Origin of the sequence: Bordetella sp. BOR01 (assembly GCF_019218885.1) — a bacterium.
Classification (GTDB): domain Bacteria; phylum Pseudomonadota; class Gammaproteobacteria; order Burkholderiales; family Burkholderiaceae_B; genus Bordetella_A.
Map to the genome: position 1 here is coordinate 1,269,975 of NZ_JAHUWT010000003.1, position 24,708 is coordinate 1,294,682.

A 24,708-nucleotide genomic window follows, 5' to 3' on the forward strand; every position below is an offset into this window, starting at 1 on the left:
GCTGAAAAGCCTGAGTACCAATCGGCAATTGATCAACAATCTGATCAAGCGCGAGGTGGTCGGACGTTATCGCGGCTCGGCGCTGGGCCTGCTGTGGTCTTTCTTCAACCCGGTGCTGATGTTGCTGGTCTATACCTTCGTCTTCAGCGTGGTGTTCAAGGCGCGCTGGCCGGGCGGCACCGAATCTAAGGCCGAATTCGCCCTGGTGCTGTTCGCTGGGCTGATCATTTTCAACCTGTTTGCCGAGTGTATCAACCGGGCGCCGTCGCTGATCCTGGGTAACGCCAATTATGTGAAAAAGGTCGTCTTCCCGCTCGAGATCCTGCCTTGTGTGTCGCTCGGGTCGGCGCTGTTTCACATGCTGGTCAGTTTGTTGGTCTGGTTGATTTTCTACATCTTCCTGTTCGGCGTTCCACACCTGACGGTACTGCTGTTTCCCCTGGTGATATTGCCTCTGATGGTGATGACACTGGGCCTGAGCTGGTTTCTGGCCGCGTTGGGGGTGTATTTGCGCGACGTAACGCAGTTCATCACCATCGTCACGACGGTGCTCATGTTCCTGTCGCCCATTTTCTATTCGGCCGAGGTCCTGCCGGAGCGCTATCGTCCCTTTCTGCATATCAGTCCGCTGACGCTGATCATCGAGCAGGGGCGCGATGTGCTGTTCTGGGGCAAGGGCATTACCTGGAGTACCTGGACGCTATACATGATTGCCGCCATCGTTGTTGCGACACTGGGATTCGCCTGGTTCCAGAAAACAAGGAAAGGGTTCGCCGATGTCTTGTGAACGTGTAATCTCGGTGGACAAGGTCTCGAAGCGATTCGAGATGTACGGGCAGCCGCGTGACCGCTTGCTGCAGTTTCTTTCTTTCGGCCGGCGGCAGTATTTCAAAGAATTCTGGGCTCTGCGCGACGTGTCGCTGGACGTCTGCAAGGGCGAAACCGTCGGTATCCTGGGGCGCAACGGCAGTGGCAAGAGCACGTTGCTGCAGATTATCGCCGGCACGCTCTCGCCCACTACCGGCGATGTGCAAGTGACGGGCAAGTTGGCCGCGCTGCTGGAACTGGGTTCGGGATTCAACCCCGAGTTCACCGGGCGCGAAAACGTCTACCTGAACGGTTCGGTGCTGGGTTTCTCGACGGCGCAGATGGATGCCCGGTTCGATGAGATCGCGGCGTTTGCAGATATCGGCGAACACCTGGATCAGCCAGTCAAGACTTATTCCAGCGGCATGTACGTGCGCTTGGCTTTCGCTGTGCAGGCCTGCGTGCAGCCTGACATTCTGATCGTCGACGAGGCACTCTCGGTGGGTGACGAGAAATTTCAGCGCAAGTGCTTCGACTATATCGAGGGGCTGCGCGTCGGTGGTTGCGCGATCTTGATCGTGACGCACTCGACCGCGACGGTCGAGAAATTCTGCCAGCGCGCCGCCCTGCTGCATCGTGGCGAATTGCACGCGCTGGGGCCCGCGAAGAACGTCATCGACCAATACCACGCGTTGCTGTATTCCGACGAGAAGACCTACCTGCGCTACTTGAACGCCAACCAGGGCCAGCAGCAGAGCGCCGTGGCCGTGGAAAGCGGCACTACCTCGCAGGCGCAGGACACGCCGGCCGCCGAATCGGAAGGCGACATGCGTGCCGCGATCCGTGCCTGGCAAGTGTGCGACGAGGGCGGCACAGCCTGCGAAGCCTTCCATAGCGGGCAGAAAGCCACTATTGCGGTCGATGTTGACGTATTTGCCCCTATTACAATGTTGCAGGCCGGCCTGCTGATTCGCACCATCGAAGGCGTATCCGCGTTCGGAACCAGCACGCTCTATCACGGGACCAGCTATCCTTCGCCCCAATCCGGGGATCGCTTGCGGGTCGAATTTGCCTTGGATTTGACGCTGGGCGAGGGCACTTATTTCGTCACCTTGGCAATCGCCGAGGAAGTGACGCAGGCGCATATGGAATACCTTGATCGCAAGACTGACGCCATTATCTTGAAGATCAGCCAGCGGCCTTTGCTGGGCGGCGGCATTGCAGCACTGCGCTCGTCGGTAAGCGTAGCCAAACTGTGAGTGCCTCATGCCTTCCCTGTTGATCATCACCGAACATTTCGACATAGGCGGCCTGGAAACGTACATCCGCGGGCAGGTGCGGGCCATGGCCCGGCTGGGGTGGCGTGTGTACATGGCGTGCGGCGGTGAGCCGCGTACCGAACTCTTGCCCACGGAAATCACCGCATTGTGCCCAGGCCTGTCGCTTGGCGTCGAGGCCACTGCCGCCGACCTCTTGCGCGCGACACGGACCTTGCGGACGTTCATCCAGCGCCATGGTATTACCCATGTGCACGCGCATCCTTTTATCTGCCTGTTTCCGGCGCTGCTGGCAGCCAAGCTCGAAGGGTTGCCCTATGTGGCAACCCTGCACGGCCCCAGTTCGCTAAGCGGCGGCTATGGCCCGCTCAACGACTTTCTGCTGTCTGGCGTGGTATTGCCTCACGCCGACCGGGTCGTCGCCGTCTCGGAAGAGGTGCGTGCCCTGGCTGCGTCCTACATGGATGATGAATGCTTGCTGGTACAGCCCAATGCGGTCGATCTGCAGCTATTCCAGCCGCAGTCGCCGGTGGCGGACGGGCTGGCGCGCTGGCTGGTCGTCAGCCGCCTGGATGCCTTCAAGACAGTCGGTATCCGGCAGTTTGCCAGCCATGCGCGTACGGCCGGCTTGCCGGGCGTCGATATCGCGGGTGAAGGTCCCGCGCAGGCACAGTTGCAAGAGCAACTGGCGCAGGACGGCTTGGCGGAGTTTGTGCGTTTTCTGGGCGTGCGTGCCGATATTCCCGAACTGATGCGCGCCAGTTGCGGCGTGGCAGGCATGGGCCGCGTGCTGCTAGAAGGCCTGGCTAGCGGCAGACCCTGTTGCCTGGTCGGTTACGACGGTGTCAAGGGTATCGTCGACCGCGCATTATTCGACGCAGCGGTTACCGCCAACTTCTCCGGACGCGGCCTGCCCAATATTTCGGCCGAGCAATTGCGCGCGCAATTGGCCAACCATCCGCCTGGCAGCAATACCGAGCTGCATGACAAGGTTGCGAATGCTTATGCAGAGTCGCGGATCTGGCAGGGGTTTGCCGACGGCCTTGCCGTCCTGCCGGCCCGGCCGGCGCCGCTGCTGGCGCCGTTATACAGCCTGATCCAGTCCGACAGTGCGCAGGCCGATGCGTTGCCCTATCTGAGATCGGATGCGTTCTTCTACGAGGTGGGCCGGGTCGTGCACGGCTCCCGGCATTTTTCCGCGGGATTGGCAGCTTCGTTTGACTTCTATTTCCAGCGCGCCCGATGGCTGGTCGCAACGAATGAACTGGCGCCGCTGATTGCATCGCTGGCCGAGCAGCAGGCGCATCTGGATGCGCAACTCGAGACTCTGCTGGAGCGTGAGCGCCCGGTCGAAAAGGGTCCTTTTGACTCTTGGTGGTCAAGGCTGGCCGGCCGGTGGGTTCGCGATTGATGATTGCACTGCCACCTATGGACGGGTCGGCCCGCATGGCCGCCGCTTCCGCTCAGACATATAAAAGTAAAAGCGCTTAGCTGCATGGCCTGCGCCGCAATGCCGCAGGCCATGGTTGGCAAGAATGTGGGATGGAAATGAAAAAACTCAAAGGTTTCGCAGTTTCGTGGTTCTTCGCGCCCTATATCGGTTCTGCCGATCTGGATTTTTTCAAGCGCATCAAGGATACGAACCTGTCTTATACGGTGGTGCAGGCTGCGCGCGAACGGCGCGATGATCAAGTATTGAAATATGCCTCGACCGATATCGAGCGCATCGAGCTGCAGGTCGATCACGCAAATCCTCGCACCCAGTCGGCGCGCGCGGGATTCGTGCGGGGTGTGCTCGACGCGTTTGCGCGATCGGAAGAAAACTACGATTTCATCATCTCGCATTCCAACGAATTAATCAGCCATGCCGCGGCGGCCGAAATCAAGAAACTACACCCGAATATTCCCTGGATTGTGTACTTCGGTGATTTGTTCGTGCGCAATCCCTATGTCACCAAGGGATTTCCCCTTGCGGATGAGGACCGTACTATCGAGCGAGATACGCTACGCTTGGCCGATCGGGTGATTGTCAATAATACGTACCAGCGCGACTTGATGTTCACCGGAGACTTGGCACCGCTGGTCGACAAATCTGTTGTTGTCCCGCATTGTTTTGACCCGAGCATGTACCCGCCAACGGCAACGCATCGTAACGACAAGTTCGTTTTTTCTCATTTGGGCATGCTGTACTACATCAAGCGGACGGCCACCCCGGTGCTGCGGGCCGTGGATCGCCTGCTGGAAATTTACCCGGAATACCGCGGTCGTTTTGAAGTCCGATTCTACGGCGCGTCGCCCGGCGAGCAAGACCTGCATCAGCATGCTGCGATGCGCAATCCCAGCCACGTGCGGTTTGAAAAACCAGTGTCCTACGCAGAAAGCCTGCGCTTGATGTGCGAGGCAGACGCTCTGTTGCTGATCGACGGTCTGTTTTCACAGGAAGAGGACGGGCTGGACTGCAATCCCTTCTTTCCCGGAAAATTGACGGACTACATGGGCGCGCGTCGCCCCATAGCGTCAGTCACCATGCCTAAGGGACCAACCGCCGAGATCATGGCGCGTGCGGGAAACCTGGTGGCCGACGGCCGCATCGATCGCATTGCGTATGTATTGAAGCGATACATAGATCAGAAGATTACCCCCGACTATTCGGTTTACAACGAGTACACCGTCGACAATATCGCGCCATTGATGGAAAGCGCGATCCGGTCGGCAATCAAGGTTTGAGATATGAGCAATTACGACATCATCATCGTGGGCACAGGCTTCGCCGGTTCGATATTGGCTGAGCGCCTGGCTTCCCAGCAAGGGCGCCGGATACTGTTGATCGAGCAGCGCGATCATGTCGCCGGCAACATGTACGACTACCAGGACGAACATGGCGTGCGGGTACACAAATATGGCCCCCATCTGTTTCGCACCAATAGTCCGCGCGTGCTTGCGTATATTTCGCAATTTACCGGTTGGCATCCCTACCAGCACCGGGTGTTGGCCGAAGTGCAGGGCCAACTGGTGCCCGTGCCATTCAACCTGACCTCGCTCGAAAAACTCCTGCCCGATCAGGCGGCCGAGCTGAAGGAATTGTTGGTTGGGCAGTTTGGCATGGACGTCAAAGTGCCCGTGTCGGTGCTTCGCAAGCATGACGATCCGCGTATCAGCGAACTGGGCGACTTTATTTTCCAGAATATCTACCTGAACTACACGACCAAGCAGTGGGGAGACAAGCCCGAGAATCTGGACTTTGAAACCATTACCGCGCGGGTGCCGGTGCACTTGTCGTACGACGATCGCTATTTTCAGGAAAGCCACCAGGCGCTGCCTAAAGATGGCTACACGGCGATGTTCGAGAAAATGCTGGCGCATCCTCTGATCGAGGTGCGCCTTGGTACCAAGGCCAGTCAGGTGCTGAGCCTGCAGGCGGATGGGACCGTGCTGTTCGAGGGGCATCCGTTTGCCGGCACGGTGATCTACACCGGCGCGCTGGATGAGCTGTTCGAGTACCGGTATGGCGAATTGCCCTACCGCTCGCTGCGCTTCGACCTGGAAACGCACGCGATGGAGTACTACCAGCCGACCGCCACGGTGAATTATCCCAATACCCAGGCCTATACGCGCATTACCGAGTACAAGCACATGATGGAGGCCAAGCCGGCCAAGACGACCATCATGAAGGAATACCCGCAGGAGTACGATCGACGAGTGCCTGCCAAGAGCATTCCCTATTATCCAATTCCTAAAGACAGCAACGCCGAGCTGTATGCAAAATATCTGGCAGCGGCGGAGTCATACAAGCAACTGAAATTGGTTGGCCGGCTGGCCGAATACCGCTATTACGATATGAACAACATCATCGAGCGGGCTTTGGACGTATACGAAAAAGAACTTGCGGGCGGACCGAACTAATGCCGAAGGTCAGCGTAGTCGTACCAGTCTTCAACCTGGAGTTCTACATCGAACGCTGCCTGGCCTCTTTGGCCCGGCAGACTTGCCAGGATATTGAAGTACTGGTCATCAATGATGGCGGGACCGATGATAGCCAGTTGATTATCGACGAGTATGTGGCCCAGTATCCAGGCATTTTCAAGTCCTTCATCAAGCCCAACGGCGGGCATGGAGCCGCCTGCAACTATGGCATAGACCGCGCGGCTGGCGAGTACATCATCATTGTCGACGGAGACGATTTTCTCGATCCGGACGCCATCGAATTCATGTACGACAAGGCGCAGGCGACAGAGGCCGACCTGCTGATCGGCAATTTGCTTTATTGCTTCAGCGATCGCACCCAGCCTTTCAAGCCCCTGCCGTTCGAGTCCGAACGCGAGCTATCCGCCGAAGACCGCGACCAGTTGTACCGGAACTGGGCCACGCCCTGCGGCCGCATTTATCATCGCTCGATTTTTGCCGACCCCGACGTGCGCCTGCTGCCGGGTATTTTCTTTGCCGATGCCAATTTCACGCCCAAGAGCTATCTGGTGGCGAAGAAAATCTATTACGTAGACAAAGAGCTCTACAACTACGACATCACCCGGCCCACGCAGTCGATGCAGCAGACGGACAAGCGCATCCTGAATATCGTCCCGGCGCTGCAGGACATGCTGGCCTTCTACCGCAAGAAAGGCCAGTTCGAAGCCAAGCGCCGGCAGCTCATGTGGTACGTCGGCATGCATTGCGTGGCCTGGATTCAGCGTGTCAAGACGCTGCATGGATACCCGCGTTTGCAGGCGCTGCGCGAGATATTTGCGGTAGCCGACGAGAATTTCGGATCCGATTGGCTCAAGACGGGCATCGCCTGGGACATTTTCGGGCGCAAGGTGCATCGCGCGGTGAAGATTGCCCGGGTTTTCAACTATGTCCCCATTGTGGTGTTCTGGAAGCTGATGGGGGTCTGTGGCAAGATCGATCGCGGCGTGGAGCGGGTGCTGGAGTTTCCGCTGCGCGCCTATAGGGCGGTAAAGCGCCGCTTGCGTAACCGTCTGGGGGCGATGCTGTAACGCCGCCAGCAGGGCGGCCAGCTAAGTTGTGTTGTACATTTCCTGCTTTGATTGCACTGCCCCGCTTTGATGCCTACTCGCATTCTCATCGTCCGCACCTCCTCGCTCGGCGATCTGGTGCATATGCTGCCGGCCATTTCCGATATCGCGCGCCACGTGCCCGGTGTGGTCATCGATTGGGTCGCGGAAGAGGCATTTGCCGAGATCCCCAGTTGGCACCCGGCCGTGCACGAGGTCATCAAGGTGGCCCATCGGCGTTGGCGCAAGGCCTGGTGGTCGGCCCCCGTGAAGGCCGAGCGGCGTGCCCTGGCCGAGCGCCTGCGCGCCGTGCAGTATGACGTCGTGCTGGATATGCAGGCCCTGATGAAATCAGCCTGGCTGGTACGGCAGACGCGTGGCGTGCGCCATGGGCTGGACTGGCGCTCGGCCCGCGAGCCGCTGGCCTCGCTGTTCTACCAAGAGCGCCACCGGGTCGAGTTCTGGCAGCCGGCGGTAATTCGCCAGCGCAAGCTGGCCGCGCTGGCCTTCGGCTATACCTATAGCGGGCCGCCCGACTTCGGTTTGCAGGCCTTTGCGCGCCAGGCCCGGGAATTGGCGCAAGAGCAGGCCCGGGCCTGCGCCGCGGTTTCTGAGGAATGCGCCCGTCCGCACCATCACCTGAATACCGACCATGGCTATGCGGTCATCATGCCCTCGGCCAGCCGCGACGACAAGCTTTGGCCCGAAGACGACTGGCGTGCCGTATTCGCCCGGCTGCGCGAGGCGGGCTGCACGCTGCGCCTGCTGGCCGGCAATACCCAGGAAGCCGAGCGAGCCCAGGCGCTGGTGGCCGGGCTGGGCGGCGTGCAGGTGCTGCCGCGCATGGACCTGAGCGCCATTGCCCGCCAACTGGCGGGCGCGCGCATCATGGTGGGGCTCGACAGCGGCCTGACCCATCTGTCGGCCGCGCTGGGCCGGCCCACGGTGGGCATTTACCGGGCGTCCACGCCGGTGCGCACCCCCCTGATCGGCTCGAATTTCACCGCCAGCCTGGGCGATCGCGGCGCGCCTCCATCGCGCGAGGCCGTGCTGGCCTCGGTGGACCAGGCCCTGGCGGCCTACTGATATGCAGCCGCCCGCCGCTCCTGTGTTCCGGTGCCGCGCGGCGGCCGGCTGACATGCGGCGCGGCGCCTATACCCTGGCCCTGTACGCGGCAGCCCCGCTGGTGTGGCTGTGGATGGCCCGGCGCGCCCGGCGGGCCGGCGGCCGGTGGGGTATTTTCTCGGCGGCGCGCTTTGGGCGGCCCGACCCGGCCGAACCCGCGCCCTTCGCCCGGCCTCCAGTGTGGGTGCATGCGGTCAGCCTGGGCGAGACCCGCGCTGCCCAGCCCCTGGTCCAGGCGCTGCTCGAGCGTGGCCTGCCGGTCTTGCTGACCCACACTACCGCCACGGGCCGTGCCGAAGGCGCACGGCTGTTCCCGGCCGCCATCGCTGCCGGCCAATTGCGCCAGACATGGCTGCCCTACGATTTTCCCCCTGCCGTGCGCGGCTTCCTGGAACGCTATGCGCCGCGCTGCGGACTGCTGATCGAGCGCGAGGTATGGCCCAACCTGCTGGCGCGGGCACGCCAGCAGGGCGTGCACATGGCCTTGGTCAGCGCGCGTTTCTCGGCATCTTCGTTGCGGCAGGCCGGCTGGCTGGGCGAGGCGCTGCGCGGCGCCCTGGCGGGCCTGGACGCCGTGCTGGCGCAGACGCCCGAAGACGCCAGGCGCCTGGAACAGGCCGGCGCACGTCGCGTGCAAGTCACCGGCAATCTCAAGTTCGACCTGGCCTTGCCCGCTGGGCAAGTACAGGCCGGCAAGGCCTGGCGACAGGCGCTGGGACGGCCGGTGGTGGCCGTGGCCAGCACGCGTGAGGGCGAAGACGCCCTGTTCGCGCAGGCCATGCGCGTCCGTGCCGGCGGTGGCCGGCCGGTGCTGTATGTGCTGATCCCGCGCCATCCGCAACGTTTCGACGACGCGGCGGCGCAATTGCGCGACGCGGGGCTGTCGTGCCTGCGGCGCTCCCAGGCGGCGGCGCGCGCCGATGCCTTGCCGCCGGTGGATGGCGCCGTCGATGTGGTGCTGGGCGACACGCTGGGCGAGATGGCGTTCTACTACGCCGCCGCCGATGTGGCCATCGTGGCGGGCAGCTTCGTACCGCTGGGCGGGCAGAACCTGATCGAGGCCTGCGCGGCAGGCGTGCCGGTGGTGGTGGGGCCCCATACTTTCAATTTCAAGCAGGCGGCTGAAGACGCCATCGCGGCGGGCGCCGTATTGCGCGCCCCCGACGCGCCGGCGGCGCTGGATGCGGCGCTGGCCCTGCTCGATGACGACGAGCGCCGGCTGGCCATCGGCCAGGCCGCGCGTGCGTGGGCGGCCACCCATGCCGGCGCCACCGAGCGCACGCTGCGGGCGCTCGACGACTGGCTGTAGGGGCCTGCGCCCCGTTACGGCCGGATCTTCACCTTGTCGGCATTCAGTTCCTGCTTGAATGCGGCGCTGTCGCGCCCCGCGTCGTCGGGGCGGGCGCCCAGCCAGCCCTGGCCCAGGGCGTAGACCCACAGGTTGGCCAATACGATCAGCACGAAAAGCACACGCATCGCGGCACGCTCAGAGGGATTGCGGATCGGGTTGTGCGGCCAGCAGCGCCAGGCCGTCGAGTACGGGGCGGTCGAGGTAGGCGGGCACGGGCGGGGTGCCCGCCAACCCGCCGGCCTGGGCCAGCAAGCGTTCAGTTTCCTGTTGTACCTCGGGCCAGCCGCCGCCGGCCACATAAATGTCGGTCGAGCGTCCGTAGCGCTGGCAGGCCGCCAGCCATTGGCGCACTACGGCGCCTGCCTGCGCGGCTGCGATGCCCGATGCGATGGCCTGGTGAGTATCGACCGGGAAATCGGCCACCGGGCCATCGGCCAAGGGCAGGTTGGCGGTGCCGCGCGCCAGCGAGCTGCGCATCAGTGCCGGCCCGGGCAGGATCAGCCCGCCGATGAAAACATCGTCGGGCCCCACGGTATCGATGGTGGTGGCCGTGCCGAACGATGCCAGCACGAACGGCGGATGCGCCTGCGGCAGGCGGCTGCGCACGCCCAGCAGCGAGACCAGGCGGTCGGCGCCCAGTTGCGCGGACTGCGTATAGCGGTTGTGCAGCCCCAGCAATTGCAGGCGCGATGTGATCCAGTGCACCGGGCAGCCGTGCCGCGCCAGGGCGGTGCGGATGCCATCGCCGCGTTCGGCGCCCGCCACGTTCACGCCCAGCGCCAGCACGGGCTTGCGCGCCAGCGTGCCCAGCCAGTCGCCCAGGGCGTTCGGGTCGAGGTTATCGAAGGCGACGGCGCCGGGTTCGCGCGGGTCGGGGGCGCGCACGTCTAGCCAACCCACTTTCAGGCGGCTGTTGCCGGAATCGATGAGCAGGATCATGGCTGGTTCCCGGGCAAGTCGGCCGCGGGCCGGATCGAGACTTCGCCCACCGACACGGGCACCCGTTCCTGGGCGGTTTGCACATACAGGCGGCCCTGGTCATCCAGGCCTTGGGCCGTGCCGCTGAACAGCACGGTGCCCTGGTCGATGACATTGATCGCGCGGCCGGCCAGCGCGTCCACCGCGTCGAAGCGGGGGCGAAAGGGCGCAAAGCCCGTGGTTTCGAGTTCGCGTACCGCCTTGCGCCAGGCAGTGGCGACGGCGCAGACGATGTCGGCGGCACTGGCCGGGGCGCTGCCCGCTTGTTCGACCACGCAGGTCCAGTCGGCCACCGAACGGCCCAGGGCTTGCGACAGGGTTGCGGCATCGCGCAGGTTCACGCCCATGCCGATGACGACGGTGTAGCCGCCGGGCACGGCCGGGTCGCGGGTCGATTCCACCAGCACGCCGGCCAGCTTGGCGTCGTGCCATTGCACGTCGTTGGGCCACTTGACGCACAGCCCGTCGGCGCCGCCGGCCAGGGTGCGCAGCGCTTCGCAGGCGGCCAGCCCGGCCAGCGGCGACAGCGCCGGCAGGCGGCTGGCCGGCATCCGCACGGGATAGGCGCACGAGAACATCAAGGCCGCGCCGGTGCGGTTCTGCCAGGGGCGTCCGGCCCGGCCGCGGCCAGTTTGCTGCAGGTGGGTGCCCAGCAGCCACGTTCCTCCGCCCGCGCGCGCGCGCGCCAGCAGGTCGGCGTTGGTGGACCCGGTGCTGGCCGTCCAGGCGATGGCCTGGAAACCGTCCAGCCGCGCGGACAGCTCGCGCGCCAGCGCCTCGGGCGCGGGCAGGTCGGTGTGGCGGGCATCAGTAAGCATGGCGGCGATTGTAGGGCACCGTGCCGTGGCGGGCCACGGCCCCGGGGGGGTTGGTAACATGCAGGCTGACATTTTCTTCTTTTATGCCCGTCATGCCCGCACGCACCGAAACCCAGGCTTTTACCGGCGAAGCCGGCATTATCGATTGCGCCATCGACTGGCCCGCCGACGCGCCGCGCGGCTGGGCGCTGGTGTTGCACCCGCATTCGCTGCAAGGGGGCGCGCGCGACAACAAGGTCGTGACCACCATCTCGCGTGCCTGCGTGCAGCACGGCCTGGTGGCGGTACGCCCCGATTTCCGCGGCGTGGGCAAGTCTGAAGGCAAGTTCGACAAGGCCCGCGGCGAAACCCAGGACATGCTGGCGCTGGTGGCGCAGGTGCGCCAGCGCTATCCCGAACTGGCGACCGAACCCTGGGTGCTGGCGGGCTTCTCGTTCGGCACCGCCGTGGCCGCGCAAACCTACGCGGGCCTGGCCGATGCGGGCGACACGGCGTTGCCCGTGGCGCTGATGCTGATGGGCGCGGCGGTGCAGCGCTTCCAGGCGAACGAGATCGAGGTGCCGGCCGACACGCTGATGGTGCACGGCGAACAAGACGACGTGGTGCCTTTGTCCGAAACGCTGGACTGGGCCCGCCCGCGCGATTTGCCAGTGGTGGTGGTGCCGGGCGCCACGCATTTCTTCCATGGCAAGCTGTTGGTGCTGCGCGCGCTGGTGCAGGCGCGGCTGAAGGCGGCGCTGGACTAGCGCTGGTCGAGGCCGGGCCGCGCATGCCGCGGGTAGCATCGCGTTACCGGTCCGGGATGGCCTGGAACGTTTTCGCGGCGGCGCAGTCTGATCGGCCTGCCTATAATGATGCAGCTTTTTGCCCGCGTGGGCGGCCTTTGTTCGTGGATTTCTCTTGCCGATGAAAAAAAATCGTACCCTCCCGTCTTCTGCTGCGTTTTCCCGCCGCGTGCTGGCCGGCGCCGTGCTGTCGGCGATGATGGCGGCATCCGCGCCAGCCTGGACGCAACAGCAGCCGGCGGCGCCAGCGGCCAGCGCCGCGCCTGCCGCGGCGGCCATGACGCCGGTGTCGGAACTGTCGGCGGTGCCGGCGCCCACCATTGCGGCGCGCGCCTGGATCACCATCGATGTCAACAGCGGCCAGGTGCTGGCAGCGGCCAACCCCGATATGCAGATCGAGCCGGCTTCGCTGACCAAGATCATGACCGCCTACGTGGTGTTCAACGCGCTGAAAGAAAAGCGCATCACCCTGGACCAGCAGGTACCGGTGTCCGAGCATGCGTGGCGCACTGGCGGTTCGCGCATGTTCATCGAGCCGCGCAAGCCCGTGACGGTCGATGAGCTCATCCAGGGCATGATCGTGCAGTCGGGCAACGACGCATCGGCGGCGCTGGCCGAGGCCGTGGGCGGCAGCGAACAGGCTTTCGCCGCGCTGATGAACCAAGAGGCCGAGCGCCTGGGCCTGGCCCACACGCACTTCATGAACGCCACCGGGCTGCCCGATCCGCAACACGTCACCACCGTGGCCGACCTGGCGGTATTGTCGGCTGCGCTGATCAACGATCACCCCGACTACTACCACTACTACAAGCAAAAAGAATTCACCTATAACAAGATCACGCAGCCCAACCGCAACCGCCTGCTGTGGGCCGACCCGTCGGTCGACGGCATGAAAACCGGCCACACCGATGCGGCCGGCTACTGCCTGGTATCCACGGCGCTGCGCGGCGACCGCCGCGTGCTGACCGTGCTGGCCGGCGCCGACAGCGAGGCCACCCGTGCCGAAGAAAGCCTGAAGCTGCTGAACTGGAGCTTCCAGAACTTCGATACGGTCAAGCTGTACGACAAGAGCCAGCCCGGCCTGGAAGTACGCGTCTGGGAAGGCACGGTCGAAACCGTCAAGCTGGGTCCGCCCAAGCCGGTGTCGCTGACCGTGCCGCGCGGCAAGTCCGGCGAGATCAAGCCGGTGGCGCAGCGCACCGATCCGCTGGTGGCGCCGCTGACCAAGGGCCAGCAAGTCGGCACCTTGCAGCTCACGCTGGACGGCAAGGTGCTGCGCACCGAACCGCTGGTGGTGCAAGACGACGTCGAGCGCGCCGGGTTCTTCGGCCGCCTGGTCGACATGGTCAAGCGCAAGTTCCAATAACGCACCCCCTCATCCGGGCGGCACCGCCGCCCTTTTCATATTCAGGAGCCATCCATGATTCCGGGCATGCCGGGCGACAGCCAGGTGTATCTCAACGGTGAATTCACGCGGGCCGACCAGGCCAAGATCTCGGTGCTGGACCGGGGCTTCATTTTTGGCGACGGCATCTACGAAGTCGTGCCGGTCTACAACGGCAAGCCGTTCCGCATGGCCGAACACCTCGACCGCCTGGATCGCAGCCTGAAGGCGCTCAGCATCCCCCAGCCCATGCCGCGCGCCGACTGGCTCGCGCTTATTGGCCAATTGGCCAGCCGTTCGGCCACGCCCACCTGCATCGTCTACCTGCAGGTCACCCGCGGGGTCTACAAGCGCGACCACGCCTTCCCCGCGCAAGAGATTACGCCCACGGTGTTTGGCATGGCCACGGTGTTCAACCCGCCTTCGGCTGCGCAGCGCGAGCAGGGCATGAGCCTGATCAGCATTCCGGACGAACGCTGGCTGCATTGCGAGATCAAGTCGGTGTCGCTGCTGGGGAATGTGCTGGCGCGGCAAAAGGCGGTCGAGGCCGGTACCGATGAAGTCGCGCAGTTCCGCGACGGTTTCCTGACCGAAGGCTCGTCCAGCAACATCTGGGTGGTGTCGGGCGGCAAGCTGCTGGCCCCGCCCAAGAACAACCTGATCCTGGAAGGCATCCGCTACGGCCTGATGAGCGAGCTGGCCGCCGAAGCCGGCATTGCGTTCGAGGCACGCCGCCTCACCGAAGAAGACGTGGCCACCGCCGATGAATTGCTGGTGACTTCGGCCACCAAGGAAGTGCTGCCGGTCACCAAGTTCAACGGCAAGCCCGTGGGCAGCGGCAAGCCCGGCCCCGTTTATGCACGCCTGCGAGCGGGGTATGATGCCCGTATCGCCGCCCTGTAGGCACTACGCGGTCGAAGCCCTATGCACCCTATCCCGCCCGAAGAATCGCTGATCGAATACCCGTCTGACTTTCCCATCAAGGTGATGGGCAAGCAGCACCCCGAATTCGCCGACACCCTGACCGAAGTGGTGCGGCAGTTCGACCCGGGTTTCGATCCCGCCACGGTCGAGATGCGGCCCAGCAAGGGCGGCAACTACATGGGGCTGACGTTCACCGTGCGCGCCACCTCGCGCGAGCAGCTCGACAACCTGTATCGCGCGTTGCACGGGCACCCCATGGTGTCCATCGTCCTGTAGGGCGGCCAGCCAGGCGCATGCCATGATCAAGTGGCTGACCCGGCCGGCCGACTACGCTCCGGTATGGCAAGACATGCGGGCCTTCACGGCCGGGCGCGGCGCCGCCACGCCCGATCAGGTCTGGCTGTGCGAGCACGCGCCCGTGTACACGCTGGGCCAGGCCGGCAAACCCGAACACCTGCTGAACCCCGGCGCCATTCCCGTGGTGATGTGCGACCGCGGCGGCCAGGTCACTTATCACGGCCCGGGGCAGGTGGTGGCCTATACCCTGTTCGACCTGCGCCGCGCGGGCCTGTTCGTGCGCGAATACGTGCGCCTGCTGGAAGACGCGGCCATCGGCACGCTGGACGATTTCGGCATCGCCGGCGCCTGTCGCAAGCCCGGCGCGCCGGGCGTGTACGTGCCGCGGGGGCCGGCGGGCGAACTGGCCAAGATCGCCGCGCTGGGCATCAAGATCCGTAACGGCTATGCCTACCATGGGGTGGCGCTGAACGTCGATATGGATCTGTCGCCGTTCCAGGGCATCAACCCCTGCGGCTATGAGGGCCTGGTTACTGTAGACATGGCTGCATGCGGTGCGCGGCACGATCTGGCGCCGGTGGGCCAGCGCCTGGCCGAGCGGCTGCTGGCCGCCATGCCGCAGCCGGCGCACGCAACGCGCTAAAATGGCCTTTTCTCTCGGACCGCGCCCGGTCTTCCGGGCATGGTCATGACGAAGGTGACGAATGTCCACGCTCGAGCCCACGCTTTCCTCGAACGACTCGCAAGCTGCCGCGCCCACTGCCTACGACGCCACGCAGAAGCAAAAGTCGCAGGCCAAGACCGCACGCATCCCCATCAAGATCGTGCCGGCCGAACGCCTGAAGAAACCCGAGTGGATCCGCGTGAAGGCCGCCGCGCCGGGTTCGCGCTTCTACGACATCAAGCGCATTCTGCGTGAACACAACCTGCACACCGTCTGTGAAGAGGCCTCGTGCCCCAACATCGGCGAATGCTTCGGCAAGGGCACGGCCACCTTCATGATCATGGGCGACAAGTGCACTCGCCGCTGCCCGTTTTGCGACGTGGGCCACGGCCGCCCCGATCCCCTCGATACCAACGAACCCGAGAACCTGGCGCGCACCATTGCCGCGCTGAAACTGTCGTACGTGGTCATTACCTCGGTCGACCGCGACGATCTGCGCGATGGGGGCGCCGCGCATTTCGTGGACTGCATCTCGCGCATCCGCACGCTGTCGCCCGCGACGCGCATCGAAATCCTGGTGCCCGATTTCCGCGGTCGCCTGGAACGCGCGCTGGCTATCCTGAACGCCGGCCCGCCCGACGTCATGAACCACAACCTGGAAACCGTGCCGCGCCTGTACAAGCAGGCGCGCCCGGGGTCCGACTATGCGCATTCGCTGAAGCTGCTGGCCGAGTTCAAGCAACTGCACCCCGAAGTGCCCACCAAGTCGGGCCTGATGCTGGGCCTGGGCGAAACCGATGACGAAATCCTGCAAGTCATGCGGGACATGCGCGCGCATGGCGTCGACATGCTGACCATAGGCCAGTATCTGCAGCCGTCCGAGCATCACCTGCCGGTGCTGCGCTATGCGCACCCGGACATCTTTGCGATGTTCGAGCGCGAAGCCTATGCCATGGGGTTTTCGCACGCGGCGGTGGGGGCGATGGTGCGGTCGTCTTACCACGCTGATGAGCAGGCACATGCGGCTGGGGTCAACTGACTGACTGCGGTTTGCGGGGGACGTTGCTGGTTCTTCTGGCGTTGCGGGTGACGCGGGGATGTCAGGGGTATGTTTCTGCGTCCGCCAAGGGCAGGCCGCGCTGGTCTTTTTCTGACACGATCACATTCGTTGCTGCCGGCCATGCAATGGCGATGGCCGGGTCGTTCCAGCGCAGGCAGCGCTCGTGCGCGGGGGCGTAGTAGTCGGTGATCTTGTACAGGGTCTCGGCGACGTCCGACAGCACCATGAAGCCGTGGGCGAAGCCTTCGGGTATCCATAGCTGGCGCTTGTTTTCGGCGGACAGCAGGGCGCCGGCCCATTGTCCGAAGGTGGGCGACGAGCGGCGCAGGTCGACGGCCACGTCGAAGACCACGCCCACGATCGCGCGGACCAGCTTGGCTTGCGGTTGCTGGATCTGATAGTGCAGGCCGCGTACGACGTGGCGCGTGGAGCGCGAGTGGTTGTCCTGCACGAAGGTTGGCGCCCGGCCCAGGGCGGCCTGCAGGCGCGCGGCGTTGTAGCTTTCGAAGAAATGGCCGCGTGCGTCGCTGAAGACGTCGGGTTCGATCAGCACGACCTCGGGAATGGCCAGGGGCGTGATTTTCATGGTGTTGGTGCGTTCGGCAGGCGGCCTGGTGCGCAGCGGGCCAGGCAATCGATGGTGCGGTCCAGGTGCACGGTCCAGTCGGGCAGGACCAGGCCCAGCGCATCCGACAGGCGCCGTGTGTCCAGCCGCGAGTTGTGCGGCCGTGGCGCAGGCAGGGGATAGTCTTCGGTGGCGATGGCGTGGATATGCTCGGGCAGCAGGCGCAGCGCCATGCCTTGCTGGCGGGCGCGCCGCACGGTTCGGCAGGCCAGTTCATGCCAGGTGGCGCTGCCGGCCGCGCTCAGGTGGTACAGGCCGTCGGGCAAGGCCTGCCGGCGGTGCGCGGCCAGCGCCAGAGCGGTGACGTCGGCCACCAATTCGGCCGAGGTCGGCGCGCCGACCTGGTCGGCCACCACGCGCAATTCGTCGCGCTGCCGCGCCAACTGCAATACCGTCTTGACGAAATTCTGGCCGTGCGCGGCGTAGATCCAGCTTGTGCGCAAGACCAGGGCGCGGCAGCCGCTGGCCTGGATGGCCTGCTCGCCGGCCAGCTTCGAACGGCCGTATTCGTTCAAGGGGTTGGGGGCGTCGGTTTCCAGGTAAGCAGCTGGCTTGGCGCCGTCGAACACGTAATCGGTGGAGAAATGCACCAGCAGCGTGCCGCTGGTGTGCGCATGCGCGGCCATTACCGCCACGGCTTCGCCATTGACGCGCCGCGCCGGGGCCGGGTCGGCCTGTGCCGGGTCGACCGCGGTGTAGGCTGCTGCGTTCACGATCAGGTCGGGCGCCTGCGCCCGCAGCAGGGCCTGCAGGCCGCCCAGGTCGGCCAGGTCGGCTTGCGGGCGGGGCGGCGCCACCACGCTGCCCAGCGGCAGCAGGGTACGGCGCAAGGCATTGCCGATCTGACCCGTGGCCCCTAGTAGCAGGATCTTCATGGCGCGTATTGGGTTTGCAGCCAGTGGCGGTAGGCGCCGCCAGCCACGCTGGCCACCCATTGCGGGTGATCCAGGTACCACTGCACGGTGGCGTGCAGGCCGACGTCGAAGGCGTGCTCCGGTTGCCAGCCCAGTTGCCGGCGGATCTTGCCGGCATCGATGGCATAGCGTCGGTCATGGCCGGGACGGTCTTGCACGAAGGTGATCAGGTCGCCATGCGGGCGCCCGTCGCTGCGGGGCCGCCAGGCGTCCAGCAGCGTGCAGACCGCCTGGGCCACCTGCAGATTGCTGCGTTCCTGGCTGGCGCCGATGTGATAGACCTGGCCCGGCTCGCCGGCTTGCAGCACACGGCGCACACCGGCGCAGTGGTCGTCTACATACAGCCAGTCGCGCACATGCGAGCCGTCGCCGTACAGGGGCAGCGGCTTGCCCGCCAGGGCCTGGTGGATCAGCAGCGGGATCAGCTTTTCGGGAAACTGGCGCGGCCCGTAGTTGTTGGGGCAATGCGTGGTCAGTACCGGCAGGCCGTACGTGTGCAGATAGGCGCGCACCAGGTGGTCGCCGGCCGCCTTGCTGGCCGAATACGGGTTGTTGGGCCGGTAGGGGCCGCCTTCGGCGAAGGCCGGCGCCTGGGGATCGAGCGAGCCGTAGACCTCGTCGGTGGATATCTGCACATAGCGAAAGCCCTTGCGTGCCGGTTCGTCCAGTGCCTGCCAATAGAGGCGTACGGCTTCCAGAAGCTGGAACGTGCCGGTGACATTGGTCTGGATAAAGGCATCGGGCCCGCGAATGGCCCGATCCACATGCGATTCGGCCGCGAAATTCAGCACCGCGCGGGGCCGGTGGGCCTGCAGCAGCCGGGCCACCAGGCGGGTGTCGGCAATATCGCCGTGCACCAGTTGATGGCGCGGATCGCCCTGCAGGCTGTCCAGGTTGCCGGCGTGGCCGGCATAGGTCAGCTTGTCCAGGTTGATGACAGGCTCATCGGTGTGGCCCAGCCAGGCCAGCACGAAGTTCGAACCGATGAAGCCGGCACCGCCGGTGACGAGAATGCTCATGTCCTAGGCCTGTACCCGCGAGTGCCGGCTGGCCCAGAAGACGTCGCCCGTGCCCTGCGCGCCGTTCAGGTGGCGGGCCAGCACGAACATCAGGTCGGACAAGCGGTTCAGGTACTGCCGTACCGGCGCGTTGAGGTCTTCGTTGCGGCCCAGCGCCACCACCGAGCGTTCGGCCCGGCGCGCCACGGTGCGTGCCAGGTGGGCCAGGGCCGCGGCGCGGCAGCCGCCGGGCAGGATGAATTCCCGCAGCGGCGGCAGGGCCTCGTTGTAGTACGCCAGCCGCTGGTCCAGGAAGGCCAACTGGCTGGCTTCCAGGGCGGCGTGGCCCGGGATGCACAGCTCGGCGCCCAGGTCGAACAGGTCGTTCTGGATGGTGCCCAGGTCGGCTTGTACGGTTTGCGGCAGTGTCTCGGTGCGCAGCAGGCCGATGACGCTGTTCAGCTCGTCGACTTCGCCCAGCGCGTCAATGCGCGGCGCGTCTTTGCCGATGCGGCTGCCGTCGCCCAGGCCAGTGGTGCCGTCATCGCCGGTGCGCGTTGCCACGACGGAAAGTCGGTTGCCCATGCGGATGCCCTCGGCTTGGTGGTTGCGTGATGACAAAGCCCTAGTGTAGTGCCAGCGCCAGCTGCGCGGGGGCTACAGGTCAAGCACCAGCAGCGGACTGAGCGCCCGCGAACAGCACGGGGTGAAGCGGTCGTTGCGGGCCTGTTCGTCCGGCGTCAGGCACTGATCGCGGTGTTCAGGCTGGCCAGCCAGCACGCCGGTCAGGCAGGTGCCGCAAATGCCTTGTCCGCACGACATCGGGATATCGACACCATGGCGGACCAACGCTTCGAGGGCTGATTCTTCTGCACCCACATCGTATTGGGCGCCCGTGCTGGCGATGCGGATCTGGAAGGGCCGGTCGGCGGACGTGGCGGCCGCGGCAGGCGACGCCGAGAAGTATTCGTAGTGCAGGCGATCGATGGGCCAATCCCGGCTGCGGGCGGTCTCAAGCACATGGGCCATGAAGCCGCCGGGCCCGCAGGCATACAGGTGCGTATCGGCGGGCGCCGTGTCCAGGATCCGTTCCAGGTCCAACCGCTGCGCGGGGTCTTCGTCGCAATGGAATACCACGCTGCCACGCTGCCCGGGCGCCTGCAGCCATGGCCGGAACGCAGTACGGGCCAGGCTGCGCGTGCAGTAATGCAGCGTGTATGAGTCGCGACGGCCGGCCAAGTACGCCATCATGCTCAATAGCGGCGTGATGCCGATGCCGCCCGCCAGCAGTAGCGAGTGGCCAGCCTGCGGCGCCAGCGGAAAGTGGTTGCGCGGCGCGCTGATACGCAACATGTCCCCTTCTGCCACCGTATCGTGCAAGGCGCGCGATCCGCCGCGCGACTGCGGTTCGCGCAGCACGGCTATACGGTAGCGGTGCCGGTCGGACGGCGGGTTGCACAGCGAGTACTGACGTACGACGCCGCCCACGTGCACGTCTATGTGGGCCCCCGCCGTAAAGGCGGGCAGGTCGGCGCCGTGTGCGTCGACCAGCTCGAACGTGCAGATATCGAGCGCTTCCGTGACTTTGCGGTCCAGGCGTACAGTGATAAGCGGGGAAGTCATGAGGGGTCCGTGTTCAGGGGTCGGCCGGGATGGGCGTGTAAACCAATAAAATCGGGGCGTCGGATCAACCTTGAACGCCATGAATGTATCGATGCGCCAATTGATGGGCTTCTTGCTGGTGGCACGCCTGGGCAGCTTCACGCGCGCGGCCGAGCAGATGCACATCACGCAGGCTGGCCTGAGCGCCATGGTGCGCGACCTGGAAGTCCAGTTCGGCTGCCGCCTGTTCGACCGCACCACCCGCTCGGTGTCATTGACGCGCGAAGGCACGGGGCTGGTGCCTGCGGCTGAACGGATCGTCAACGAGCTGGAAGCGGCGGCCGCCATGGTGCGGGCGACGACGGCTTCGGCACGGCGCATCCTGACCGTGGCGGTTACGCCCATCGTGGCTTCCAGCCTCATGCCCCTGGTTTGCCGCGTGCACGCCGGCCGCGACCCTGGTGTCGAAGTGCGCATGCGCGATGTGCCGCAGCCCGCGATACAAGGGTTGGTCGAACGTGGCGAAGTCGATGTGGGATTCAGCATTTTTCTCAAGCCTGCTGCGGGCATCGAGGTGCAGTCATTGCTGTCGTTCCAGTTGGTCTGCATCGCGCCGCGCGGCATGCTCGGCGATATCGCCAAGGCCGGGCAGCGCGGCGAGCTTGCGTGGTCGGCCCTGCCGCCGCACAAGTTGATCGGCCTGCCGGCCGATACGCTGATCCAGCAGGCCATGGACAGCTACCTGGCCAGAGTCGGCCGCGCCAACGAGCCGCGTCCGGTCTGCAATTCGATGCAGACCATCATCGGCATGGTGGCCGCGGGCCATGGCATGGCCATCCTGCCTTCCATGGTGCTGCCATCATGTCCGGCCGAAGCGTTCGACGTGGCCTATATGACCGACCCGGTTGCGCCGCTGCCGTTCTACCAGATCGCCAAGAAGGGGCACCAACTGCCCGAGATGGTGCAGCCCTTCGTGGCGACGCTGGCCGAAGTGATCAAGAGCCTGTGCTCCCGGTAGCCGTCGCCCGCGGGGAGGCCAAAGGCACGTTCTCGGGTTCGTACGAAAACAGCCACTCATAGCGTTGGCGCACCTTGTCTTCGGCCCACTCGCGTTCTATATACGCGGCTGCGCCGCTGGCATGCGCCAGCTCGGGATTGTGAAAACGCTTGGTGTTGGCGGCCGAGCCGTTGACGATGCGGGTGGTGCGTTCGAGGCGGGTGGCCTGGTATGCCTGCAGGGCGTAAGCCGGATCGTCGCGATAGGCTTGCAGGGCACGCGCGATCACGCAGCCGTCTTCGATCGCCATGCCCGCGCCTTGCGCCAGGAACGGCAAGGTAGGATGGGCGGCATCACCCAGCAAGGTGACACGGCCATTGGTCCAGTTCTCGAGCGGGTCGCGCACCATCATGGCCCAGCGCAGCGGGGCGTGCAATTGCCGAACCAATGCCTGCACATCGGCATGCCAGCCCTTGAAGTCATCCAGGCATTCTTCGGTCGAGCCTTGTTCGGTCCAGGATTCGCGGCCCCAACCGTCTTTCTCGACAATGCCGGTGAAGCTGACCAGCTTGCCCGCATGCACGGGATAGTGGATGACATGCGCGCCGGGACCAACCCAGTTCACGCCCGCCGTGCCCTGCATGCTGGCCGGCAGGGCTTGCAGCGGGATGACGCCGCGCCACGCGATGCAGCCTGAGAACCGGGGATGGTCTTCCGCGATGAGCCTGGCACGGGTCACCGAGTGCACGCCGTCGGCGCCTACCAGAACGTCGGCCGCATGGCGGGTGCCATCTGCCAGCACGGCATGCACGCCGTGTGCATCCTGGCCTACGTCCACCACTTTGGCGCCCAGTTTCAATGACCCGGGCGCGCGGGATTCCAGCGCTTGCGCCAGAATGCCATGCAAGTCGGGCCGGTACAGCATCATGTAGGAGTGGCCGTAGCGAACCAGGGATTCCGTGCCCAGGTCGAACAACTGCCATTCCTGGCCGGTGTTCCACAGCCGCACATACTTGCCGCCCGGTTTTATCGTAACGTCGGCCAGCGCGGGGCCCAGGCCCAGATCGTCAAGCACGCGGGTCGCATTGGCGCTGAGCTGCAGGCCCGCGCCCACGGCTTTCAGTTCGGCCGCCTGTTCCAATACCGTGACATCGAAGCCCCGTTGCACCAGGCATAGCGCCGCGGTCAGGCCACCGATTCCGGCGCCCGAGATCAATACTTTTGGCGAATTCATAAGGTGTCCAGTCCTGCGAACTTAGATATAGAAGAAGTCCAGTTTCGAGGCCAGGAAATCATTGGTCAGAATGATTTTCTTCCTGGCGATGCGGTAGCCGCTGCCATCCCACCGCAGGATGTGCTCGTAGCGGCCGGCATAGGAAACAAATCCCGCGTCCTTGTGCAAATAGACATGGCTGCTCCAGGCCGAATCAACCGTTACGGTCGCGCCGTCGTCGTCGGAATGGGCCAAGGTACCGCCGACCACATGCGTGGTGCGCGGGATCGGCACCGACGATATTGCCCGTCCCGAGATCACGCGCTGTACGCGCTCTTCCAGGAAGGCGCGGCCTTCCAGGTAGATGAACGACAGCTCGGTCATCGGATCCGAGGTCAGCTCGGTTTCGTCTTTCCAGGTGGGAACCCACAGCACGGCGTCTGCCGCGTACAGCGCCAGCCACTCTTGCCAATGTTGCTGGTCCAGGTATTGCGCTTCCCGCGAGACCAGGTCGCAGGCTTGCAGGCGGAGTTCAAGATTCATGGCGGGGCTCCTTCCCATCCCGAGCCAGGCCGCGCGTGATCTGCTCACGCCAATAACGGTAGGTGTGCTGCATGACGGTCTCGTCGCCCAGGTTGAATGGTCCGATCACAGACGACTGCGGCGCGACGCCGAGTTCGGCCGCGGCCGGCGGTACGTCGGTGCTGGCGTGCAGGGCGCCGCGCGCATGGCCCTGCTGCCATTCGATGGTTCGTGCCGCCATGCCGCGCTGGCAGTCTTCGTAATTGGCGATATCGTCGGGCGTGGCTAGCCCGGTGGGGTTGAAGAATTCCTCGTACTGCCGGATGCGCAGCCTGCGCGCCTGGGCGGGCTCGCCCACAGGGGCCAGGCAGAAGGTCTTCATCTCGGTGCGGCCTACCGACAACGGCCGCCAGATGCGCAGTTGCAGCGACGCGTTCTCGGCAAACTGAGCATTGGGAAAGGCGGTGATATTGCGGACATATGTCATCCACCGGGCCCGGACTTCTCCTACGCGCTGCTCGAGTTCTTCGCGTGCGAAGCTCAGCGGCGTAGCCTTGTCTGTCGGCGCGGGGCCCCACATAGCGTTGTGCCCGTGCCCGAACGCAAAGGTGCCGCGTTCCAGCGCGCTGCTGCGGAATGTGGAATACACGGATCCCATGGTGCCGCGCTTCTGCAGCGCATGGATATAGGAAGGATGGGTGGACGAGAAATGATAGGGGTCCACGCCGTTTTCCAATTGCAGCTTCCAGTTGCCCTCGAAAGTGAAGTTGCCCATGCCTGCAATGCACTCCACCCCTTGCGGGCTTTGGTCGACGACCAGGTCGATCATGGTGCGCAGGTCGCCCAGGTACGTTTCCAGGTCGGGCACGTCGGGATGCAGGCTGGCAAACAGCACGCCACGGTATTCGGCAAAGCGGGCCACCGGCTGCAGGTTGTGGTCTTGCTGATCGAAGCAGGCCGCATAGCCGCCTTCTTTGTGGTCTTTGATCAGAATGTTGCGCCCGCCGCTGTCGTATGCCCAGCCGTGATACTGGCAGACGAAATTCTTCGCGCTGCCTTGCCGCCGGTGGCACACCATGGCGCCCTTGTGGCGGCAACTGTTCAGCAGGCAATGCAGCTTGCCGTGCCCGTCGCGCGTCACGATGACCGGCGAACGCCCGATGTGCGTGGTCATGAAGTCGTAGGGCCTGGGTACCTGCGTAGCCAGGCCGATCAGGTTCCAGGTGCCTTCGAACAAGTAGCGCATTTCCCATTCGAAGACTTCCGGGTCGCGGTAGATGTCGCGGTGCACCAGGAAAGAGGGCGGCGCATGATCTTGCACCAGGCGCCGGGGGTCGGAATGCTGCGTCATGGCTGG

Annotated in this window: 26 protein-coding genes; 15 read left to right on the forward strand and 11 right to left on the reverse strand. The window is 64.8% G+C overall.

Annotated elements, in window-relative coordinates:
• The first annotated feature begins 28 nt into the window (after positions 1-28).
• From KW845_RS20890 to KW845_RS20925, 8 genes are all read left to right on the forward strand, one after another.
• On the forward strand, positions 29-787 hold the full coding sequence (locus KW845_RS20890) for an ABC transporter permease (RefSeq protein WP_255592772.1): 759 nt from the start codon (positions 29-31) through the stop codon (positions 785-787).
• Positions 777-2,066: an ABC transporter ATP-binding protein gene (locus tag KW845_RS20895; protein WP_218371233.1), complete on the forward strand. Its 1,290-nt coding sequence runs from the start codon at positions 777-779 to the stop codon at positions 2,064-2,066. Before KW845_RS20890 ends, KW845_RS20895 begins: the two co-directional genes overlap by 11 nt.
• A 7-nt stretch (positions 2,067-2,073) precedes the next feature.
• Entirely contained in the window at positions 2,074-3,495 is a 1,422-nt protein-coding gene (locus tag KW845_RS20900) for a glycosyltransferase (RefSeq protein ID WP_218371234.1), read from the forward strand.
• Positions 3,496-3,626: 131 nt separating this feature from the next.
• On the forward strand, positions 3,627-4,811 hold the full coding sequence (locus KW845_RS20905) for a hypothetical protein (protein ID WP_218371235.1): 1,185 nt from the start codon (positions 3,627-3,629) through the stop codon (positions 4,809-4,811).
• A 3-nt stretch (positions 4,812-4,814) separates the two neighbouring features.
• The gene (gene glf / locus KW845_RS20910; protein ID WP_218371236.1) at positions 4,815-5,987 is read left to right on the forward strand and encodes a UDP-galactopyranose mutase; all 1,173 of its coding nucleotides are present in this window, start codon (positions 4,815-4,817) and stop codon (positions 5,985-5,987) included.
• Positions 5,987-7,075 (forward strand): glycosyltransferase family A protein, encoded by a 1,089-nt coding sequence (locus tag KW845_RS20915; RefSeq protein WP_218371237.1) that lies wholly within the window; start codon positions 5,987-5,989, stop codon positions 7,073-7,075. The genes glf and KW845_RS20915 overlap by 1 nt, the downstream gene beginning before the upstream one ends.
• 69 nt (positions 7,076-7,144) lie before the next feature.
• The gene (waaC, locus tag KW845_RS20920; protein ID WP_218371238.1) at positions 7,145-8,179 is read left to right on the forward strand and encodes a lipopolysaccharide heptosyltransferase I; all 1,035 of its coding nucleotides are present in this window, start codon (positions 7,145-7,147) and stop codon (positions 8,177-8,179) included.
• Between the two features lie 53 nt (positions 8,180-8,232).
• Positions 8,233-9,528, forward strand: coding sequence for a 3-deoxy-D-manno-octulosonic acid transferase (locus KW845_RS20925; protein ID WP_218371239.1), 1,296 nt, complete (start codon positions 8,233-8,235; stop codon positions 9,526-9,528).
• A gap of 14 nt (positions 9,529-9,542) precedes the next feature.
• On the opposite strand, the gene KW845_RS20930 is transcribed toward KW845_RS20925, so the two are convergent.
• From KW845_RS20930 to KW845_RS20940, 3 genes are read right to left on the reverse strand one after another with little or no spacing between them, the layout of a single operon-like run.
• Positions 9,543-9,695 carry a hypothetical protein gene (locus KW845_RS20930; RefSeq protein WP_218371240.1) on the reverse strand — a complete coding sequence of 51 codons (153 nt, stop codon included), beginning with the start codon at positions 9,693-9,695 and terminating at the stop codon, positions 9,543-9,545.
• Positions 9,696-9,705: 10 nt separating this feature from the next.
• Positions 9,706-10,509, reverse strand: a complete 804-nt coding sequence (locus KW845_RS20935; RefSeq protein ID WP_218371241.1) for a type III pantothenate kinase — start codon at positions 10,507-10,509, stop codon at positions 9,706-9,708.
• Positions 10,506-11,366, reverse strand: coding sequence for a biotin--[acetyl-CoA-carboxylase] ligase (locus KW845_RS20940; RefSeq protein ID WP_218371242.1), 861 nt, complete (start codon positions 11,364-11,366; stop codon positions 10,506-10,508). The genes KW845_RS20935 and KW845_RS20940 overlap by 4 nt, the downstream gene beginning before the upstream one ends.
• 92 nt (positions 11,367-11,458) lie before the next feature.
• Between KW845_RS20940 and KW845_RS20945 the strand changes: the two genes are divergently transcribed.
• The 6 genes from KW845_RS20945 (at position 11,459) to lipA (ending at position 16,459) form a co-directional block, all read left to right on the forward strand.
• A complete protein-coding gene (locus KW845_RS20945; RefSeq protein ID WP_218371243.1) occupies positions 11,459-12,112 on the forward strand; it encodes an alpha/beta hydrolase in 654 nt (217 codons plus the stop codon).
• Positions 12,113-12,272: 160 nt separating this feature from the next.
• A complete protein-coding gene (locus KW845_RS20950) occupies positions 12,273-13,517 on the forward strand; it encodes a D-alanyl-D-alanine carboxypeptidase family protein (RefSeq protein WP_218371244.1) in 1,245 nt (414 codons plus the stop codon).
• 54 nt (positions 13,518-13,571) lie between these two features.
• On the forward strand, positions 13,572-14,438 hold the full coding sequence (locus KW845_RS20955; protein ID WP_218371245.1) for a D-amino acid aminotransferase: 867 nt from the start codon (positions 13,572-13,574) through the stop codon (positions 14,436-14,438).
• A gap of 21 nt (positions 14,439-14,459) precedes the next feature.
• Positions 14,460-14,735, forward strand: coding sequence for a YbeD family protein (locus KW845_RS20960; RefSeq protein WP_218371246.1), 276 nt, complete (start codon positions 14,460-14,462; stop codon positions 14,733-14,735).
• A 22-nt stretch (positions 14,736-14,757) separates the two neighbouring features.
• Entirely contained in the window at positions 14,758-15,399 is a 642-nt protein-coding gene (gene lipB, locus KW845_RS20965; RefSeq protein WP_218371247.1) for a lipoyl(octanoyl) transferase LipB, read from the forward strand.
• Between the two features lie 61 nt (positions 15,400-15,460).
• A complete protein-coding gene (lipA, locus tag KW845_RS20970; protein ID WP_218371248.1) occupies positions 15,461-16,459 on the forward strand; it encodes a lipoyl synthase in 999 nt (332 codons plus the stop codon).
• Between the two features lie 61 nt (positions 16,460-16,520).
• On the opposite strand, the gene rfbC is transcribed toward lipA, so the two are convergent.
• From rfbC to KW845_RS20995, 5 genes are all read right to left on the reverse strand, one after another.
• On the reverse strand, positions 16,521-17,066 hold the full coding sequence (rfbC, locus tag KW845_RS20975; RefSeq protein ID WP_218371249.1) for a dTDP-4-dehydrorhamnose 3,5-epimerase: 546 nt from the start codon (positions 17,064-17,066) through the stop codon (positions 16,521-16,523).
• On the reverse strand, positions 17,063-17,980 hold the full coding sequence (rfbD, locus tag KW845_RS20980; protein WP_218371250.1) for a dTDP-4-dehydrorhamnose reductase: 918 nt from the start codon (positions 17,978-17,980) through the stop codon (positions 17,063-17,065). Before rfbD ends, rfbC begins: the two co-directional genes overlap by 4 nt.
• Positions 17,977-19,038, reverse strand: a complete 1,062-nt coding sequence (gene rfbB, locus KW845_RS20985; protein ID WP_218371251.1) for a dTDP-glucose 4,6-dehydratase — start codon at positions 19,036-19,038, stop codon at positions 17,977-17,979. Before rfbB ends, rfbD begins: the two co-directional genes overlap by 4 nt.
• A 3-nt stretch (positions 19,039-19,041) precedes the next feature.
• Positions 19,042-19,602, reverse strand: coding sequence for a cob(I)yrinic acid a,c-diamide adenosyltransferase (locus KW845_RS20990; RefSeq protein ID WP_218371252.1), 561 nt, complete (start codon positions 19,600-19,602; stop codon positions 19,042-19,044).
• A 72-nt stretch (positions 19,603-19,674) separates the two neighbouring features.
• Complete coding sequence (locus KW845_RS20995; RefSeq protein ID WP_218371253.1) at positions 19,675-20,640, reverse strand: PDR/VanB family oxidoreductase; 966 nt, start codon at positions 20,638-20,640, stop codon at positions 19,675-19,677.
• A 79-nt stretch (positions 20,641-20,719) separates the two neighbouring features.
• Here KW845_RS20995 and KW845_RS21000 point away from each other — a divergent pair, with 79 nt between their 5' ends.
• Entirely contained in the window at positions 20,720-21,637 is a 918-nt protein-coding gene (locus KW845_RS21000) for a LysR family transcriptional regulator (protein WP_255592848.1), read from the forward strand.
• Here KW845_RS21000 and KW845_RS21005 read toward each other — a convergent pair.
• Genes KW845_RS21005 through KW845_RS21015 form a run of 3 tightly spaced genes read right to left on the reverse strand, consistent with a single transcriptional unit; the run spans position 21,615 to position 24,702 of the window.
• The gene (locus KW845_RS21005) at positions 21,615-22,850 is read right to left on the reverse strand and encodes an FAD-dependent monooxygenase (protein WP_218371255.1); all 1,236 of its coding nucleotides are present in this window, start codon (positions 22,848-22,850) and stop codon (positions 21,615-21,617) included. The two genes, KW845_RS21000 and KW845_RS21005, sit on opposite strands and share 23 nt — an antisense overlap.
• Positions 22,851-22,871: 21 nt before the next feature.
• Positions 22,872-23,372 (reverse strand): aromatic-ring-hydroxylating dioxygenase subunit beta, encoded by a 501-nt coding sequence (locus KW845_RS21010; protein WP_218371256.1) that lies wholly within the window; start codon positions 23,370-23,372, stop codon positions 22,872-22,874.
• Positions 23,362-24,702 carry an SRPBCC family protein gene (locus tag KW845_RS21015; RefSeq protein WP_218371257.1) on the reverse strand — a complete coding sequence of 447 codons (1,341 nt, stop codon included), beginning with the start codon at positions 24,700-24,702 and terminating at the stop codon, positions 23,362-23,364. Before KW845_RS21015 ends, KW845_RS21010 begins: the two co-directional genes overlap by 11 nt.
• Positions 24,703-24,708 lie beyond the last annotated feature (6 nt).

Excerpts from the sequence above, each read along its gene's own strand:
- KW845_RS20940 (WP_218371242.1), bottom strand. The coding sequence starts at position 11,366 with ATGCTTACTGATGCCCGCCACACCGACCTGCCCGCGCCCGAGGCGCTG.
- KW845_RS20955 (WP_218371245.1), top strand. The coding sequence starts at position 13,572 with ATGATTCCGGGCATGCCGGGCGACAGCCAGGTGTATCTCAACGGTGAA.
- KW845_RS21015 (WP_218371257.1), bottom strand. The coding sequence starts at position 24,702 with ATGACGCAGCATTCCGACCCCCGGCGCCTGGTGCAAGATCATGCGCCG.
- rfbB (WP_218371251.1), bottom strand. The coding sequence starts at position 19,038 with ATGAGCATTCTCGTCACCGGCGGTGCCGGCTTCATCGGTTCGAACTTC.
- KW845_RS21000 (WP_255592848.1), top strand. The coding sequence starts at position 20,720 with ATGAATGTATCGATGCGCCAATTGATGGGCTTCTTGCTGGTGGCACGC.
- KW845_RS20960 (WP_218371246.1), top strand. The coding sequence starts at position 14,460 with ATGCACCCTATCCCGCCCGAAGAATCGCTGATCGAATACCCGTCTGAC.
- KW845_RS20900 (WP_218371234.1), top strand. The coding sequence starts at position 2,074 with ATGCCTTCCCTGTTGATCATCACCGAACATTTCGACATAGGCGGCCTG.
- KW845_RS20905 (WP_218371235.1), top strand. The coding sequence starts at position 3,627 with ATGGAAATGAAAAAACTCAAAGGTTTCGCAGTTTCGTGGTTCTTCGCG.
- waaC (WP_218371238.1), top strand. The coding sequence starts at position 7,145 with ATGCCTACTCGCATTCTCATCGTCCGCACCTCCTCGCTCGGCGATCTG.
- KW845_RS20915 (WP_218371237.1), top strand. The coding sequence starts at position 5,987 with ATGCCGAAGGTCAGCGTAGTCGTACCAGTCTTCAACCTGGAGTTCTAC.
- KW845_RS20935 (WP_218371241.1), bottom strand. The coding sequence starts at position 10,509 with ATGATCCTGCTCATCGATTCCGGCAACAGCCGCCTGAAAGTGGGTTGG.
- KW845_RS20950 (WP_218371244.1), top strand. The coding sequence starts at position 12,273 with ATGAAAAAAAATCGTACCCTCCCGTCTTCTGCTGCGTTTTCCCGCCGC.
- KW845_RS20945 (WP_218371243.1), top strand. The coding sequence starts at position 11,459 with ATGCCCGCACGCACCGAAACCCAGGCTTTTACCGGCGAAGCCGGCATT.
- KW845_RS20990 (WP_218371252.1), bottom strand. The coding sequence starts at position 19,602 with ATGGGCAACCGACTTTCCGTCGTGGCAACGCGCACCGGCGATGACGGC.
- glf (WP_218371236.1), top strand. The coding sequence starts at position 4,815 with ATGAGCAATTACGACATCATCATCGTGGGCACAGGCTTCGCCGGTTCG.
- KW845_RS20925 (WP_218371239.1), top strand. The coding sequence starts at position 8,233 with ATGCGGCGCGGCGCCTATACCCTGGCCCTGTACGCGGCAGCCCCGCTG.
- KW845_RS21010 (WP_218371256.1), bottom strand. The coding sequence starts at position 23,372 with ATGAATCTTGAACTCCGCCTGCAAGCCTGCGACCTGGTCTCGCGGGAA.
- KW845_RS20930 (WP_218371240.1), bottom strand. The coding sequence starts at position 9,695 with ATGCGTGTGCTTTTCGTGCTGATCGTATTGGCCAACCTGTGGGTCTAC.
- KW845_RS20895 (WP_218371233.1), top strand. The coding sequence starts at position 777 with ATGTCTTGTGAACGTGTAATCTCGGTGGACAAGGTCTCGAAGCGATTC.
- rfbC (WP_218371249.1), bottom strand. The coding sequence starts at position 17,066 with ATGAAAATCACGCCCCTGGCCATTCCCGAGGTCGTGCTGATCGAACCC.
- rfbD (WP_218371250.1), bottom strand. The coding sequence starts at position 17,980 with ATGAAGATCCTGCTACTAGGGGCCACGGGTCAGATCGGCAATGCCTTG.
- lipA (WP_218371248.1), top strand. The coding sequence starts at position 15,461 with ATGTCCACGCTCGAGCCCACGCTTTCCTCGAACGACTCGCAAGCTGCC.
- lipB (WP_218371247.1), top strand. The coding sequence starts at position 14,758 with ATGATCAAGTGGCTGACCCGGCCGGCCGACTACGCTCCGGTATGGCAA.
- KW845_RS21005 (WP_218371255.1), bottom strand. The coding sequence starts at position 22,850 with ATGAATTCGCCAAAAGTATTGATCTCGGGCGCCGGAATCGGTGGCCTG.
- KW845_RS20995 (WP_218371253.1), bottom strand. The coding sequence starts at position 20,640 with ATGACTTCCCCGCTTATCACTGTACGCCTGGACCGCAAAGTCACGGAA.